Origin of the sequence: Micromonospora echinaurantiaca, assembly GCF_900090235.1 — a bacterium.
Taxonomy (GTDB): domain Bacteria; phylum Actinomycetota; class Actinomycetes; order Mycobacteriales; family Micromonosporaceae; genus Micromonospora; species Micromonospora echinaurantiaca.
This window is the reverse complement of the sequence record NZ_LT607750.1, coordinates 6,698,975-6,711,307: the sequence shown is the minus strand read 5'-3', so window position 1 is coordinate 6,711,307 and position 12,333 is coordinate 6,698,975. Positions and strand designations below refer to the sequence as shown.

The 12,333-nt window shown below is 73.3% G+C and carries 15 protein-coding genes; 4 read left to right on the top strand and 11 right to left on the bottom strand.

The genetic code is table 11. The features are described from left to right. Positions 1-5: 5 nt before the first annotated feature. A complete protein-coding gene (locus GA0070609_RS30525) occupies positions 6-833 on the bottom strand; it encodes an SDR family NAD(P)-dependent oxidoreductase (protein WP_088996986.1) in 828 nt (275 codons plus the stop codon). Between the two features lie 67 nt (positions 834-900). Then, entirely contained in the window at positions 901-1,359 is a 459-nt protein-coding gene (locus GA0070609_RS30520; protein ID WP_088996985.1) for an Lrp/AsnC family transcriptional regulator, read from the bottom strand. A gap of 269 nt (positions 1,360-1,628) precedes the next feature. On the opposite strand from GA0070609_RS30520, the gene GA0070609_RS30515 reads away from it, so the two are divergent. Continuing rightward, positions 1,629-1,895, top strand: coding sequence for a BldC family transcriptional regulator (locus GA0070609_RS30515; protein ID WP_088996984.1), 267 nt, complete (start codon positions 1,629-1,631; stop codon positions 1,893-1,895). 49 nt (positions 1,896-1,944) lie between these two features. Here GA0070609_RS30515 and GA0070609_RS30510 read toward each other — a convergent pair whose 3' ends face one another. The 3 genes from GA0070609_RS30510 to GA0070609_RS30500 all read right to left on the bottom strand — a co-directional run bounded on the left by GA0070609_RS30510 (position 1,945) and on the right by GA0070609_RS30500 (position 5,058). Then, positions 1,945-2,577, bottom strand: a complete 633-nt coding sequence (locus GA0070609_RS30510; RefSeq protein WP_088996983.1) for a UbiX family flavin prenyltransferase — start codon at positions 2,575-2,577, stop codon at positions 1,945-1,947. Between the two features lie 109 nt (positions 2,578-2,686). Next, entirely contained in the window at positions 2,687-3,598 is a 912-nt protein-coding gene (gene mqnP, locus GA0070609_RS30505) for a menaquinone biosynthesis prenyltransferase MqnP (protein ID WP_088996982.1), read from the bottom strand. Then, complete coding sequence (locus GA0070609_RS30500) at positions 3,598-5,058, bottom strand: menaquinone biosynthesis decarboxylase (RefSeq protein ID WP_088996981.1); 1,461 nt, start codon at positions 5,056-5,058, stop codon at positions 3,598-3,600. The genes mqnP and GA0070609_RS30500 overlap by 1 nt, the downstream gene beginning before the upstream one ends. Positions 5,059-5,222: 164 nt before the next feature. Between GA0070609_RS30500 and GA0070609_RS30495 the strand changes: the two genes are divergently transcribed. Then, positions 5,223-6,038 carry an alpha/beta fold hydrolase gene (locus GA0070609_RS30495; protein WP_088996980.1) on the top strand — a complete coding sequence of 272 codons (816 nt, stop codon included), beginning with the start codon at positions 5,223-5,225 and terminating at the stop codon, positions 6,036-6,038. Positions 6,039-6,089: 51 nt separating this feature from the next. On the opposite strand, the gene GA0070609_RS30490 is transcribed toward GA0070609_RS30495, so the two are convergent. Next, positions 6,090-6,641 carry a carboxymuconolactone decarboxylase family protein gene (locus GA0070609_RS30490; RefSeq protein ID WP_088996979.1) on the bottom strand — a complete coding sequence of 184 codons (552 nt, stop codon included), beginning with the start codon at positions 6,639-6,641 and terminating at the stop codon, positions 6,090-6,092. A gap of 106 nt (positions 6,642-6,747) precedes the next feature. On the opposite strand from GA0070609_RS30490, the gene GA0070609_RS30485 reads away from it, so the two are divergent. Together GA0070609_RS30485 and GA0070609_RS30480 are read left to right on the top strand one after the other, a co-directional pair. Continuing rightward, the gene (locus tag GA0070609_RS30485) at positions 6,748-7,221 is read left to right on the top strand and encodes a MarR family winged helix-turn-helix transcriptional regulator (RefSeq protein WP_088996978.1); all 474 of its coding nucleotides are present in this window, start codon (positions 6,748-6,750) and stop codon (positions 7,219-7,221) included. A 149-nt stretch (positions 7,222-7,370) separates the two neighbouring features. Beyond that, positions 7,371-7,583 carry a hypothetical protein gene (locus tag GA0070609_RS30480; protein ID WP_088998060.1) on the top strand — a complete coding sequence of 71 codons (213 nt, stop codon included), beginning with the start codon at positions 7,371-7,373 and terminating at the stop codon, positions 7,581-7,583. A gap of 33 nt (positions 7,584-7,616) precedes the next feature. On the opposite strand, the gene ccsB is transcribed toward GA0070609_RS30480, so the two are convergent. Genes ccsB through GA0070609_RS30455 form a run of 5 tightly spaced genes read right to left on the bottom strand, consistent with a single transcriptional unit; the run spans position 7,617 to position 12,331 of the window. After that, on the bottom strand, positions 7,617-8,591 hold the full coding sequence (gene ccsB / locus GA0070609_RS30475) for a c-type cytochrome biogenesis protein CcsB (protein ID WP_088996977.1): 975 nt from the start codon (positions 8,589-8,591) through the stop codon (positions 7,617-7,619). Continuing rightward, positions 8,591-10,279: a cytochrome c biogenesis protein ResB gene (gene resB, locus GA0070609_RS30470; RefSeq protein ID WP_088996976.1), complete on the bottom strand. Its 1,689-nt coding sequence runs from the start codon at positions 10,277-10,279 to the stop codon at positions 8,591-8,593. The genes ccsB and resB overlap by 1 nt, the downstream gene beginning before the upstream one ends. Continuing rightward, on the bottom strand, positions 10,279-11,112 hold the full coding sequence (locus GA0070609_RS30465) for a cytochrome c biogenesis CcdA family protein (protein ID WP_088996975.1): 834 nt from the start codon (positions 11,110-11,112) through the stop codon (positions 10,279-10,281). Before GA0070609_RS30465 ends, resB begins: the two co-directional genes overlap by 1 nt. After that, positions 11,112-11,684 carry a TlpA family protein disulfide reductase gene (locus GA0070609_RS30460; RefSeq protein ID WP_088996974.1) on the bottom strand — a complete coding sequence of 191 codons (573 nt, stop codon included), beginning with the start codon at positions 11,682-11,684 and terminating at the stop codon, positions 11,112-11,114. Before GA0070609_RS30460 ends, GA0070609_RS30465 begins: the two co-directional genes overlap by 1 nt. Beyond that, the gene (locus GA0070609_RS30455) at positions 11,684-12,331 is read right to left on the bottom strand and encodes a histidine phosphatase family protein (RefSeq protein ID WP_088996973.1); all 648 of its coding nucleotides are present in this window, start codon (positions 12,329-12,331) and stop codon (positions 11,684-11,686) included. The genes GA0070609_RS30460 and GA0070609_RS30455 overlap by 1 nt, the downstream gene beginning before the upstream one ends. Positions 12,332-12,333: the final 2 nt, after the last annotated feature.

Genomic DNA, 12,333 nt, shown 5'->3' with positions numbered 1-12,333 from the left:
GCCGGTCAGGGCCGCTCCGCGCCGCCCCGGCGGCGCTGCCGGCGTTGGCCGGCCCGGCCGACCGCCGCGATCACCGGGGTCAGCCCGACGGCGAGCCGGGGCAGCGTGTCCAGCAGCCGCACCTGCGCGCCACGCCAGCGCGGCAGGCTGACCACCGGCCGGGGCCGCCGGGCCAGCCGGGCGGCCCGCGCGGCCACCCGCTCCGGCGTGAGCAGCGTGCCGGTGAAGGAGACCGCCGCCCCGGGGTCGTCCAGCCGGTCGTGCAGCATCGGCGTCCAGATCCCGTCCGGGCACAGGCACGACACGTGTACGCCCCGGTGCCCGGCCGCCCGCAGGTCGGCCAGGGTGCCCAGGCTGAACGCGAGCAGGGCGTGCTTGCTGGCCGCGTAGACGGTCTCGCCGGGAGCGGCGATCAGGCCGGCCAGCGAGACGACGTTGAGCACGTGCCCGTGGCCCTGGGCGCGCATCACCGCCAGCGCGGCCAGGGTGCCGTTCATCGCGCCGAGGGTGTTCACCTCGACGACCCGCCGCCGGGTCGCCGCGTCGTGCGCCCAGGACGGGCCGGTGACCAGGATCCCGGCGTTGTTCACCCAGAGCCCGAGACCGCCCCGGTCGGCTGCCTCGGCGGCCACCGCCGCGCAGGCCGCCTCGTCGCGGACGTCGAGCGGGCGGGACCAGCCGCCGAGCGGGGCCGCGGCCTCGGCGACCGCGGTCGCGTCGAGGTCGGTGAGGAGCACCGGCCAGCCGTCGGCGTGCAGCGCGGCGGCGAGCGCCCGGCCGAGGCCGCCCGCCGCACCGGTCACCACGGCGGCTCCGGGCGCGGGCGTGTTCATCGGCGCACGCTACCGCCGCCACGCCGGGCCGCGCCAGAGCCGACCGCGCGCCGGCCGGCCGGGGCGGTCAGGCGGAGGGCGGGGTGACCGGTTGCGGGCGGTTCTCCCACTTGGTCGACAGCGCGATGCCGGTGCGGGTGGACGCCACCCCGGGCGTTCGGTTCAATCGCACGATCAGCCGCTCCAGCTCGGCGATGGTGGTCACCCGGGCCTTGAGCAGGAACGACTCGACGCCGGCCATGAAATAGCAGGACTCGATCTCGGGGATCGCCCGGAACGCCTCCAGCACGTCGTCGGTGTCCGCGCCGGAGTCCTCGATGATGCCGATCAGGGCGGTCACGCCGAGCCCGAGCGCCTCGGGCTCGATCTCCGCCCGGTACGCCCGGATCACCCCGCCGGCCTCCAGCTTGCCGACCCGTTCGTGCACGGCGGGGGCCGAGAGGCCGACCTGTCGGGCCAGTTCGGCGTAGGACAGGCGGGCGTTGCCGCGCAACAGCTCCACGAGGCTCAGGTCGATGGCGTCCACGGAATGTAGACCCTAGTCGCACAGGCGTAACGCCGGGCGTTCGGCATCCGTTGGATATAACAGCAGGTGACTGTTCGCAGACTGACGGTGACGGGAGGGCAACGCCGGTACCATTTACTAACTTCCCACTCAGTGCGTTTTTCGCGTTTGGCGGACAGGCCAGGTCGCTGGTGCTGTAATTGCCATACGTCCCTCATGACGGCTCTGGGCTCGCACCGGCCGGGGGCAGTGTGTTCAGCCGGGGGCTTCGTCGACGCGAGGAGGGGGCTGTGGACACTGGAGATCGCCTGCTGACACCGGGAGAGGTCGCCGCGCTGTTTCGGGTTGACCCGAAGACTGTGACGAGATGGGCGGCGGCGGGCCGGATAGGAAGCATCCGGACTCCAGGCGGGCATCGCCGGTTTCGGGAATCCGAGGTGCGCGCCCTGCTGGAAGGGGAGGGCATGCTGGACGAGGCGGAGGACGTGGGCAAACCGCGCAACGTGGGCCCCGCCGCCTCGACCGGGCCCGGTCCGGCCAACGCCGGAATGTACTGAGGATCGGCACGCGGACCGGACGCGGGGTCCGGTCCGCGTCCTGACTCACCTATTGGTCCCGGGCCGCGCCCAACTCGCCCGACCAGCGCCGGAACAGGGTGTGCGGCACGCCCAGCGAGTCCAGCACCTTGCCGGCCACGAAGTCCACCAACTGCGCGGCGGATGCCGCCGCACCCGCGCCGTAGAAGCCCGGGCTCGCCGGGAGCACCACCGCGCCGGCGTCGTGCAGCGCGATGAGGTGTTCGAGGTGGCTACGGGTCACCGGGGTCTCCCGCGGCACCACCACCATCGGCCGCCGCTCCTTGAGGTTGACCTCGGCCGCCCGTTGCAGCAGATCCTTGGAGAGGCCGATCGCGATGCCGGCGCAGGCCGCCGTGCTGGCCGGCACCACCGCCATCCCGCGTACCGGGTAGGAGCCGCTGCTCGGCCCGGCCGCCAGGTCACCGGCGGGCCAGTGCCGCAGGTCGGCGCCGGCCAGGTCCCGGCCCAGCCAGGCGGCGAGGTCCTCGGCCCAGTGCCCGTCCCGGAACGGCCGCCCGGTCTCGTCCAGCAGGGTCAGCCGGGCCGCCCGGGAGACGATCAGGTCAACCGGCTGCCCGGCGTCGAGCAGCCCCCGGACGACGGCCGCCGCGTACGGCGTGCCGGACGCCCCGGACACCCCGACCACCCATGGCTCTCGCATGCCTCCAGCCTGCCTGGTCGCCGCCGCCGGCCGTCGGCCGCCCCCGGAACGCCGCGCGCTGGACCACCGGCCGGCCCGGACCACCCGGCCCGGGGCGGCGGTCCGCCGGTCAGGGCCGCAGGCCGAGCCGGACCACCAGGTCGAGCAGGGCGAACGCGAACAGCGCGATGCCGACGAAGCCGTTGGCGGTGAAGAACGCCCGGTTGACCCGGCTCAGGTCGGTCGGGCTGACCACCAGGTGCTGGTAGCCGAAGGCGACAGCGGTCAGCGCCAGGCCGATCCACCAGAGCCAGCCGAACCCGACCAGCGCGCCGAACCAGACGAAGAGCGCGAAGGTCACCACGTGCGCGACGGTCGACGCGTGCAGGGCGAACCGCAGCCCGTACCGGGCCGGCACGCTGTGCACGCCGATCCGCCGGTCGACCTCGGCGTCCTGGCAGGCGTAGATCAGGTCGAACCCGCCGATCCAGAGCCCGACGGCCGCGCCGAGCAGCCAGGCCGGCCCGGAGCCGTCGAGGGTGCCGGTGACCGCCAGCCAGGCGCCGACCGGGCCGACCGCCTGGGCGACCGCGAGGATGGCGTGCGGCCAGTTGGTGAACCGCTTGCCGTACGGGTAGACGACCAGCGGCACCACGGCCAGCGGCGCCAACGCCAGGCAGAGCGGGTTGAGCAGGGCGGCGGCGGCCAGGAAGACCACCAGCGCGACGGCCGCGCCGGTCCAGGCCGTCCGCACGCTCACCGCGCCGGTGACCAGCTCGCGCGAGGCGGTACGCGGGTTCCGCGCGTCGATCCGCCGGTCCAGGATCCGGTTGGCGGCCATCGCGAACGTCCGCGCGCCGACCATCGCCACGGTGATCAGCAGCAGGTCGAGCCAGCGCACCCGCCCGCCGTTGACCTGCATGGCGGTCAGCGCCGACAGGTACGCGAACGGCAGCGCGAAGACCGAGTGCTCGATCGCGACCAGCCTGAGGAAGGACTTGACCCGGCCCGGCCGCTCGACCGGCACGTCCACGACGGCCATCAGATCCCGTACTCCTTCCAACGCTTGTCGACCAGCGAGACCACCTCGGACGACATCCGCATCTCCTCCGGCCAGCCCCGGGTGTAGCCCTCCTCGGGCAGCTTGCGGGTCGCGTCGACGCCCGCCTTGCCGCCCCAGAACTGCTGGTACGACGCGTGGTCCAGGTGGTCCACCGGGCCCTCGGTGAGCAGCAGGTCGCGGGCGTAGTCGACGTTGCCGAACGCGCGGAAGGCGACCTCGTTGTAGTCGTGCACGTCGCAGTCCTCGTCGACGATCACGATCAGCTTGGTCAGCGACATCATGTGCGCGCCCCAGATCGCGTTCATCACCTTCTGCGCGTGCTTCGGGTAGCGCTTGCGGATCGACACGATCGCGCAGTTGTGGAAGACCCCGGCGGCGGGCAGGTCGTAGTCGACGATGTCCGGGATCAGGAAGCGCAGCAGCGGCGCGAAGATCCGCTCGGTGGCCTTGCCGAGACCGTGGTCCTCCTGCGGCGGCTGGGACGTGACGATGGAGTGGTAGACCGGGTTGCGCTGCATGGTCATGCACTCGATGTGCATCACCGGGAACGGCTCCACCGGCGTGTAGAAGCCGGTGTGGTCGCCGAACGGTCCCTCCGGCAGCCGCTCGCCCGGCTCGAGGTAGCCCTCCAGCACGATCTGGGCGTGCGCCGGCACCTGGAGCGGGACGGTCAGGCAGTCCACCATCTCCACCCGCTCGCCGCGCAGGTACCCGGCGAACAGGTACTCGTCGATGTCGGCGGGGAGCGGCGCGCTGGCGGCGTACGCGACCGCGGGGTCGGCGCCGATGGCGATCGCCACCGGCAGCCGCTGCCCGAGCCGCTCGGCGACCGCGTGGTGCGCCGTGGAGTTCTTGTGGATCTGCCAGTGCATGCCGATCGTGTTGTGCGAGTGCTGCTGCAGCCGGTAGAGCCCGAGGTTGCGCTTGCCGGTCTCCGGGTGCTTGGTGTGGGTCAGCCCGAAGTTGTGGAAGATCCCGCCGTCGCCCGGCCAGACCTGCAGCCCCGGCAGCCGGTTCAGGTCGACGTCGTCGCCGCGGTAGACCACCTGCTGGCAGGGGGCGGTCCTGACCTTCTTCGGCGGCATCGACTTGAGCTGCATGACCTTGCCGAGCCCGTCCATCATCCCGGAGAGGCCCATCGGCAGCTCCGGCTTGAGCATGTTGCCGATCCGCTCGCCGATCTCGTCGAGGTGCTCCACCCCGAGCGCCATCGCCATCCGCTTCTCGGTGCCGAAGAGGTTGATCGCCACCGGCATCTCGCCCCGGGTCGGCCGCTCGAAGAGCAGGGCCGGGCCGCCGGCCCGGACGGTACGGGTGACGATCTCGCTGATCTCCAGGGTGGGGTCGACCGGGGCGCTCACCCGCCGGAGTTCGCCCGCGCGCTCCAGCGCCGCGAGGAAGTCCTTCAGATCGTTGTACGGGAAGCCACGAGCCGCCATGCCAGCCAGTCTCCCGCACCCGTGTGCGCGCCGCCCACGCCGGGTGGGCGGATGCCGCCGCCGGCCGTGTGCACTCCACCACACCGGCCGCCCGGACCGGGCCGGAATGTCGGTGCCGGGTGGCAACATCCCCGGGCCGTCGCAGGAGTACGAGGGGAGCCGGGATGCCACGCCGCACGTCCGTGTCGTTGAAGGTCGTCGAGCGGGGAGCGGGCACCCCGGTGCTGGCGCTGCACGGCTGGACCCCGGACCACCGGCTGATGCTCGGCTGCCTGGAACCGGTCTTCGCCGCCCGCGCCGGCTACCGGCGGCTCTACCCGGACCTGCCCGGGATGGGCGCCTCGCCCGCCCCGGCGGAGATCGCCAGCTCCGACGACGTGCTCGACACCGTCCAGGACCTCGTCGACGACCTGCTCGGCGACGAGCCGTTCCTACTGGTCGGCGAGTCGTACGGCGGCTATTTGGCCCGCGCGCTCGCCCGGTCCCGCCCCGACCAGGTGCTCGGCCTGGCGCTGATCTGCCCCACCGGCACCGCCGTGGAGCACGCGGACCGCCGGCTGCCGGAACGGCAGGTGCTGCGGCCCGACCCGGCCCTGCTCGCCGCGACCGACGCGCGCACCGCCACCGAGTTCGCCGACATCGCGGTCGTGCAGACGCCCGAGACGCTGCGCCGGTTCCGCGAGGAGATCATGGCCGGGTTGGACGCCGCCGACGCCGCGGCGATGGCCCGGATCCGGCAGCGGTGGACCCTCACCGAGGACCCGGAGGGCGGCGCGCCGTTCACCCGGCCGACGCTGGTCCTCACCGGGCGGCAGGACCACGTCACCGGCTACCTCGACCAGTTCGCGCTGCTGCCGCACTACCCCCGGGCGACGTTCGCGGTGCTCGACGTGGCCGGCCACAACCTGCAGATCGAGCAGCCAGGGCTCTTCGCCGCGCTGGTCGGCGAGTGGCTCGACCGGGTCGCCGCCGAACGCTGAGCGACCAGCGGCCGGCTCACGGCCGGGCGCTCAGCGGGCCGCCGGCCGCGGTCAGGCGGGCTGCCAGGCGTACCGGGCCAACGGCGGGTCGACCGGCGCGGCGGTGAGCCGGTTGGCGAAGGTGGAGATGGTGTACGTGCCGACGCCGAGCACCACGTCCAGCGCGTGCCGGGGCTGGTAGCCGGCCGCCAGGAACGCGGACAGCTCCGCCTCGGGCACCGCGCCCCGGTGGTCGAGCACGGCGCGGGTGAAGCGGCGCAGCGCCTCGAGCCGGTCGTCGGGCAGCGGCGTGCCGGCGCGCAGCGCCTCGATCAGCTCCGGCGCGGCGCCGTGTCGGGTCAGGGTGGCGGTGTGCATGGCGACGCAGAGGTGGCACTCGTTGCGGGTGGCGACCGTCAGCACGACGACCTCCCGGTCGATCGGGCCGAGGTCGCACTTGTCGAAGATGCCGGTGACGGTGAGGAATCCGGTGAGCAGTTCCGGGGACTCGGCCATCAGTCCGACCGCGGTGGGCAGGTGGCCGAGCTTCCGGCGTACCCCCTCGACGGTCGGGCGGGCGGCGGCGGGAGCGGTCTCGACGGTGTGCGGGGTGAAGACGGGCACGGGTGGGCCTTTCGTCGGGCAGGGGCGGCACGGCACGCGGACCGGGACCGGCCGTGACGTAGGATCGTCAACGTGGTTGTCCAAATGGTAAACCTGGTTGTCGAACATGGCAACTGACCCCGACCGGCCCGGCTTCCTGCTGCCCCTGCTGCTGCTGGCCGGCTTCCGTACGCTCATCGACGACCTGCACGCCGAGCTGGCCCGGCAGGGGCACCCCGAGCTGCGCCCGCTGCACGGCTTCGTGCTCCAGGCGGTCGGCGCCGACGGCACCACCGCCACCGAGCTGGGCCAGCGGCTGGGCATCTCCAAGCAGGCGGCCGGCAAGACGGTCGACCGGCTGGTCGCCCTCGGCTACCTGGAACGCGCCGACGATCCCCGCGACGCCCGGCGCAAGCTGGTCCGGATGACCCCGCACGGGCACGACGGGCTGCGCCGCTCGGCGGTGATCTTCGACCAGCTCCGGCAGCGCTGGGCGGACACGTTGGGCGCGGACCGGGTGGCCGCGCTGGAGGACGACCTGCGCATGGTCACCCCGGCCAACTGGTTCCGCCTCGACGTCCCCGGCTGGTTCGGCGGCTGACCGGCCGCCGCCGGACTGCCCTCGCGGGCCACGCGGCCAGGCCGGCCGGCCAACAGGGAGCATCGGCCGGACCACCGGCCGGATCGGTCCGGCGGCGAGAAGTCTCACCGGTGCTGGCCGGCGTCCGCGCGCGGGGGCAGGGTGGGCGCATGTCGGACGCGTACGTCGTGGGCGACCCGGACGGGCTGTCGCCGCTGCTGGCCGAGATCCGGGACGTCGTGGCCCGGGAACTGCACGCCCAGCTCGCGCTCCGGGCGGAGCGGATCGAGCTGGCCGACGTGCCGGAGGTGGCCTACCAGGTCACCCTGCGGGTGGACGAGACGGTACGGCGGCGCGGTAGCGGCGGTCACCCGCCGGAGTAGTGCCCGGCCGGCTCGACCAGGAGCGTCCGGACCTCAGTCGAGGCCGCCGTAGGAGTGCAGGCCCTCGAAGAAGATGTTCACGCCGAACAGGTTCATCAGCATGGTGCAGAAGCCGACCACGGCCAGCCAGGTGGCCACGTTCCGCCGCACGCTCGGGGTGGCCCGGGCGTGCAGGTAGCCGGCGTAGATCACCCAGGAGATGAACGACCAGGTCTCCTTCGGGTCCCAGCCCCACGGCCGGCCCCAGGCGGCCTCGGCCCAGATCGCCCCGGCGATCACCGCGAAGGTGAAGATCGGGAACGCGAAGGCGTGCAGCACGAAGGTCAGCCGCTCCAGCGCGGCCGCCGCCGGCAGCCGCTTCGCCAGCGTGTACGGGAAGCTGCGCTTGCCGCGCTCGTAACCGGACCGCATCAGGTACGTCACCGCCGGCACCACGCCGAGCAGGAAGATGCCGGAGCTGAACACGACGGTCGAGACGTGGATGACGAACCAGTACGAGTTGAGCGCCGGCACCAGCGGCACCACCGGCACGTAGAGCACCAGCTCGGCGGTGGCCACCAGCAGCACCATCACCAGGGTCAGGAAGAGCCCGAGGCGGCGCAGCGACGGCCGCTTCCAGAGCACCACCAGCCAGGCGGCGACGCCGATGAACGAGACCGTGAGCACGAACTCGTACATGTTGCCCCACGGCATCCGGTCGGCCGCGATGCCGCGGGTGACCAGCGCCGCGAGGTGCAGCACGGCGCCGAGCGCGGTGACGCCGACCGCGATCCGGCCGGCCAGCCGGGCCCGGTGCGCGCTGCGCCCGGCGGCGGTCGACTCGGCCACCACCGGCTCGGCCGGAACGCTGCCACCGGCCGCGCCGACGCCGGCGCCGACCAGTTCCCGCGCCGGCGCGACGACCCGGGCGCGGGCGTTGCCGAGCGCGTACTCGACCGCGTGGCTGATCATGGCGACCAGGTAGGCCAGGATCGCGAACGACACCAGCTGGTCGGAGAGTGCGGACATCACTCGGCTCCTTCTCGCGCTCCGGCCGGGTCGCCTCCGTCGCGATCCGCACCGGCCCGCTCGTCCGCCCGCTCGTCACCGCTGACCGCGGCCACGAGCTGTGCGAACTCGTCGGCGAACCCGGGGTGGTCGGTGCGCGGCAATCCACCGGCCTCGACCAAACTACTACCGCCCGTCGGAGATCCGCTCGCCGGGTCGGCGGAACCACCCGCCGGGACGACGGCACCGGCCGGGAGCACCCGGAAGAAGACCCGCCGGCGACGGACGAAGAGCGAGCCCATCAGGCCCGCGAGCAGCGTGGCGGCGCTCACCAGCAGCAGCGTCGAGCCCGGGTCGTACCGGACGGACAGCACGATGTACGGCTCCGTCCCGAGGAACTCCAGCCTGGTGCCGTCGTCCAGGGTCCAGGTCTCGCCGACCTTGAGCAGCTTGGTGCCGACCTCCTTGACCTTGCCGGTCCGCACCTGCCGCTGGTCCAGCTCGTAGACCGACCCGGGGATGCCCGCGTCCAGGCCGAGGTTGCCCCGGTACGCGACGAGGTTGAGCAGCGGGTTGCGTTCGGTCGGGAACTCCGACCGGACGAACGGCCCCTGCTGCGGGGCGGTCGGCAGGTACAGCCCGGTGAAGGCCATCTGGAGGTCGGGGTCGCGCCGCCCGGTGGCCGGGTCGACGTTCGCGTCCGGGAAGGCAGCCACGCCCTCGCCGGTGATCCCGATGTCGCCGGTGGTGAGGAACGGCGTCGTGCTGGTCTGGCTGCGGCCGAACCGGTCGGTGTAGCGGATCACCGGGGCGTACCCGTGGCCGAGCAGGTAGACGTTCGCGCCGTCGACCCGCAGCGGCGAGTTCACCGAGAACTCGGCCGGGCGCGGCGCGCGGCCCTCCTCGTCGACGGTCACCTTGGCGTTGAAGAACTTCGGCTGGCCGTTGTCCTCGAGGAACTCCGCCTCGAAGTCGTCCAGCCGCAGGCAGAAACCGGGCAGGTCGGCGCTGCTCACCCGGGGGCCGAACTTCGTCTCGGCGTACTGCTGCTGGGTGTTGCAGAATGCGTTGTCCGCGCCGGCGACCAGCAGCCGGTTGCCGCTCCAGCCGTACCAGGAGCCGAGCGCGACGCCGATCAGCACCACCACCATCGAGGTGTGGAAGAGCAGGTTGCCGGTCTCCTTGAGGTGGCCCTTCTCGGCGGAGACCTCGTCGCCGCGGACCACCACCCGCCAGCGCCGCCGGCGCAGCACCTCGGCGATCGCCGCCGCGCCGCCGGCCGGCGCGGCCAGCACCGCGTGCTGCGGCAGCCGGTCCAGCCGCTTCGGCGCGACCGGCGGCTTCGCCCGCAGCGCCCGGGCGTGGTCGCGGAGCCGGGGCGTGATGCAGCCGATCAGCGAGGTGAACAGCAGCAGGTAGATCGCGGAGAACCAGACCGAGCCGAACGCCTCGAAGGCACCGATCCGGTCCAGCACCGGCGCCAGGTCGGGGTGCGCGACGAAGTAGTCCCGGACGTCCTCCGGGTTGACGCCGCGCTGGGGCAGCACCGAACCGGGGATGGCGGCGACGGCGAGCAGGAAGAGCAGCACCAACGCGGTACGCATGCTGGTCAGCTGCCGCCAGGAGTTGCGCAGCAGGGCCAGCACCGGGTTGGGCCGGCGCCGGGGAGCCTCGGCCGGGGACGCCGGCCGGTCGTCCACGACGGTCATCAGATGCTCACCTCGCCCACCCCGACGGTGGTCTGCAGCCAGATCACGAAGTTGGTCCACCCGCCGGTGACCAGCGCGAGGCCGATCAGGATCAGCAGGGCGCCGCCGATCCGGGTGACCCAACGGCTGTTGCGCCGGACGGCGCGGAACACCCCGAGCAGGCGCTGGAAGCCCAGCCCGAAGACGACGAACGGTATCCCCAACCCGAGGCAGTACGCCACGGCGAGCACCACTGCCCGGTCGGTCTGCCCCTCGATGGCGGCCATGCCGAGCACCGCGCCCAGCGTCGGTCCGACGCAGGGCACCCAACTGAGCGCGAAGACCGCGCCGAGCACCGGCGCGCCGAGCAGCCCGGCGGCGGGCAGCCGCTGGATCCGGAACTCCCGCTGCATCCCCGGCACCAGCCCGAGGTAGCCCAGGCCGAGCAGCACCACCAGCGCGCCGATGACGATCTCCAGCGTCCGCTCGTGGTCGAAGAAGATCCGCCCGAACCCGGCGAAGAGGATCGCGGTGGCGGTGAAGACGACGGTGAAGCCGGCGACGAAGAGCAGCGTCCCGGCCAGCACCCGGCCCTTGACAGCGGTCCTGGCCAGCGGCCGGGCGGCGACGGCCAGCCCGCCGCCCGAGGTGTCCGGATCGCCTCCGGCGGCCGGGCTGGGCTTCGGGTGGCCCTCCAGGTCGGCCCCGGCCAGCCCGGTCACGTACGACAGGTAGCCCGGCATCAGCGGGAGCACGCACGGGGAGAGGAAGCTGACCAGCCCGGCCAGCGCGGCCGCGCCGATGGCGAGCAGCAGCGGGCCGCTCTGCGCCAGTTCCCGGAACGTCTCGCCCATCAGCGTTGACCGGTCGGTGCCGGCGACTCGGCGGCGATCCGCTCGACGATGGGCTGCAGGCCCTCCTGCTTGACCGCCGCCCGGATCACCGCGGCGATCCGCCCCTCCCGGTCCAGCACCACGGTGGCCGGGATGGTGTTCGGCGGGATGTCCAGGGCGAGCGCCAGCCGGCTGGGCGGGTCGAACAGGCTCGGGTAGCTGACCCGGCCCTCCTCGAAGGCCTTGGCCTTGTCCCGCTGGTCCTGCACGTTGATGCCGAGGAAGGTCACCCCGGAGCCCTTGGTGGCCTGGTAGGTGGCTTCCAGGTCGTCCGCCTCGGCCCGACAGGGCGCGCACCACGAACCCCAGAAGTTGACCACCACGACCTGGCCGCGGGCGGTGGCGACGTCGTAGCTGCCGCCGGTGAGCAGTTCACCGGCGAGCTTCGGAGCGGCGGACCGCTGGTCGGGCGCGCACTCGATGATGCCGTCCCGGTTGGCGCAGGCCTCCTCCCCGCCCGCCGGCGAGCAGGCGGCCACCGCCACCGCGGTGACGGCGGCGAGCAGAGCGCCGGTGCACCTCCGGACGTTCATCAGGCCCCCTTGGCCGTCCGGGCGGTCGGCGACATCGCGATCAGGTGGGCGGCCGGCTCGGAGTAGCCGATGCCGACCACCTTGGCGCCCTCGAAGTGGAACGAGGTGAGGCTGGCCAGCCCGCACTGCCGCTTGCGCGGGTCGTGCCAGAGCCGCTTGCGCTCGATGTGGCGGCGCAGCGTCCAGATCGGCAGCTGGTGCGAGACCAGCACCGCCTCGCGCCCCTCGGCGGCGACCCGGGCGGCGTGCAGGGCGGCGAACATCCGCTCGGCGATGGCCCGGTAGGCCTCGCCCCAGGACGGGGTGACCGGGTCGCGCAGCACCCACCAGTTGCGCGGGTCGCGGAACGAGCCGTCACCCGGGGAAACCTTCTTACCCTCGAACCAGTTGGCGCTCTCGATCAGCCGCTCGTCCACGCCGACCGGCAGCCCGAACTGCGCGGCGATCGGCTCGGCGGTCTGCTGGGCGCGCTCCAGCGGGCTCGCCACCACGTGCACGATCTCCCGGTCGGCCAGCCCCTGCGCCGCCGCCTTGGCCATCTGCACGCCGAGTTCGGAGAGGCGGAACCCGGGCAGCCGGCCGTAGAGGATCTTGTCCGGGTTGTGCACCTCGCCGTGCCGCAGCACGTGGACCACCGTCGTACTCACCG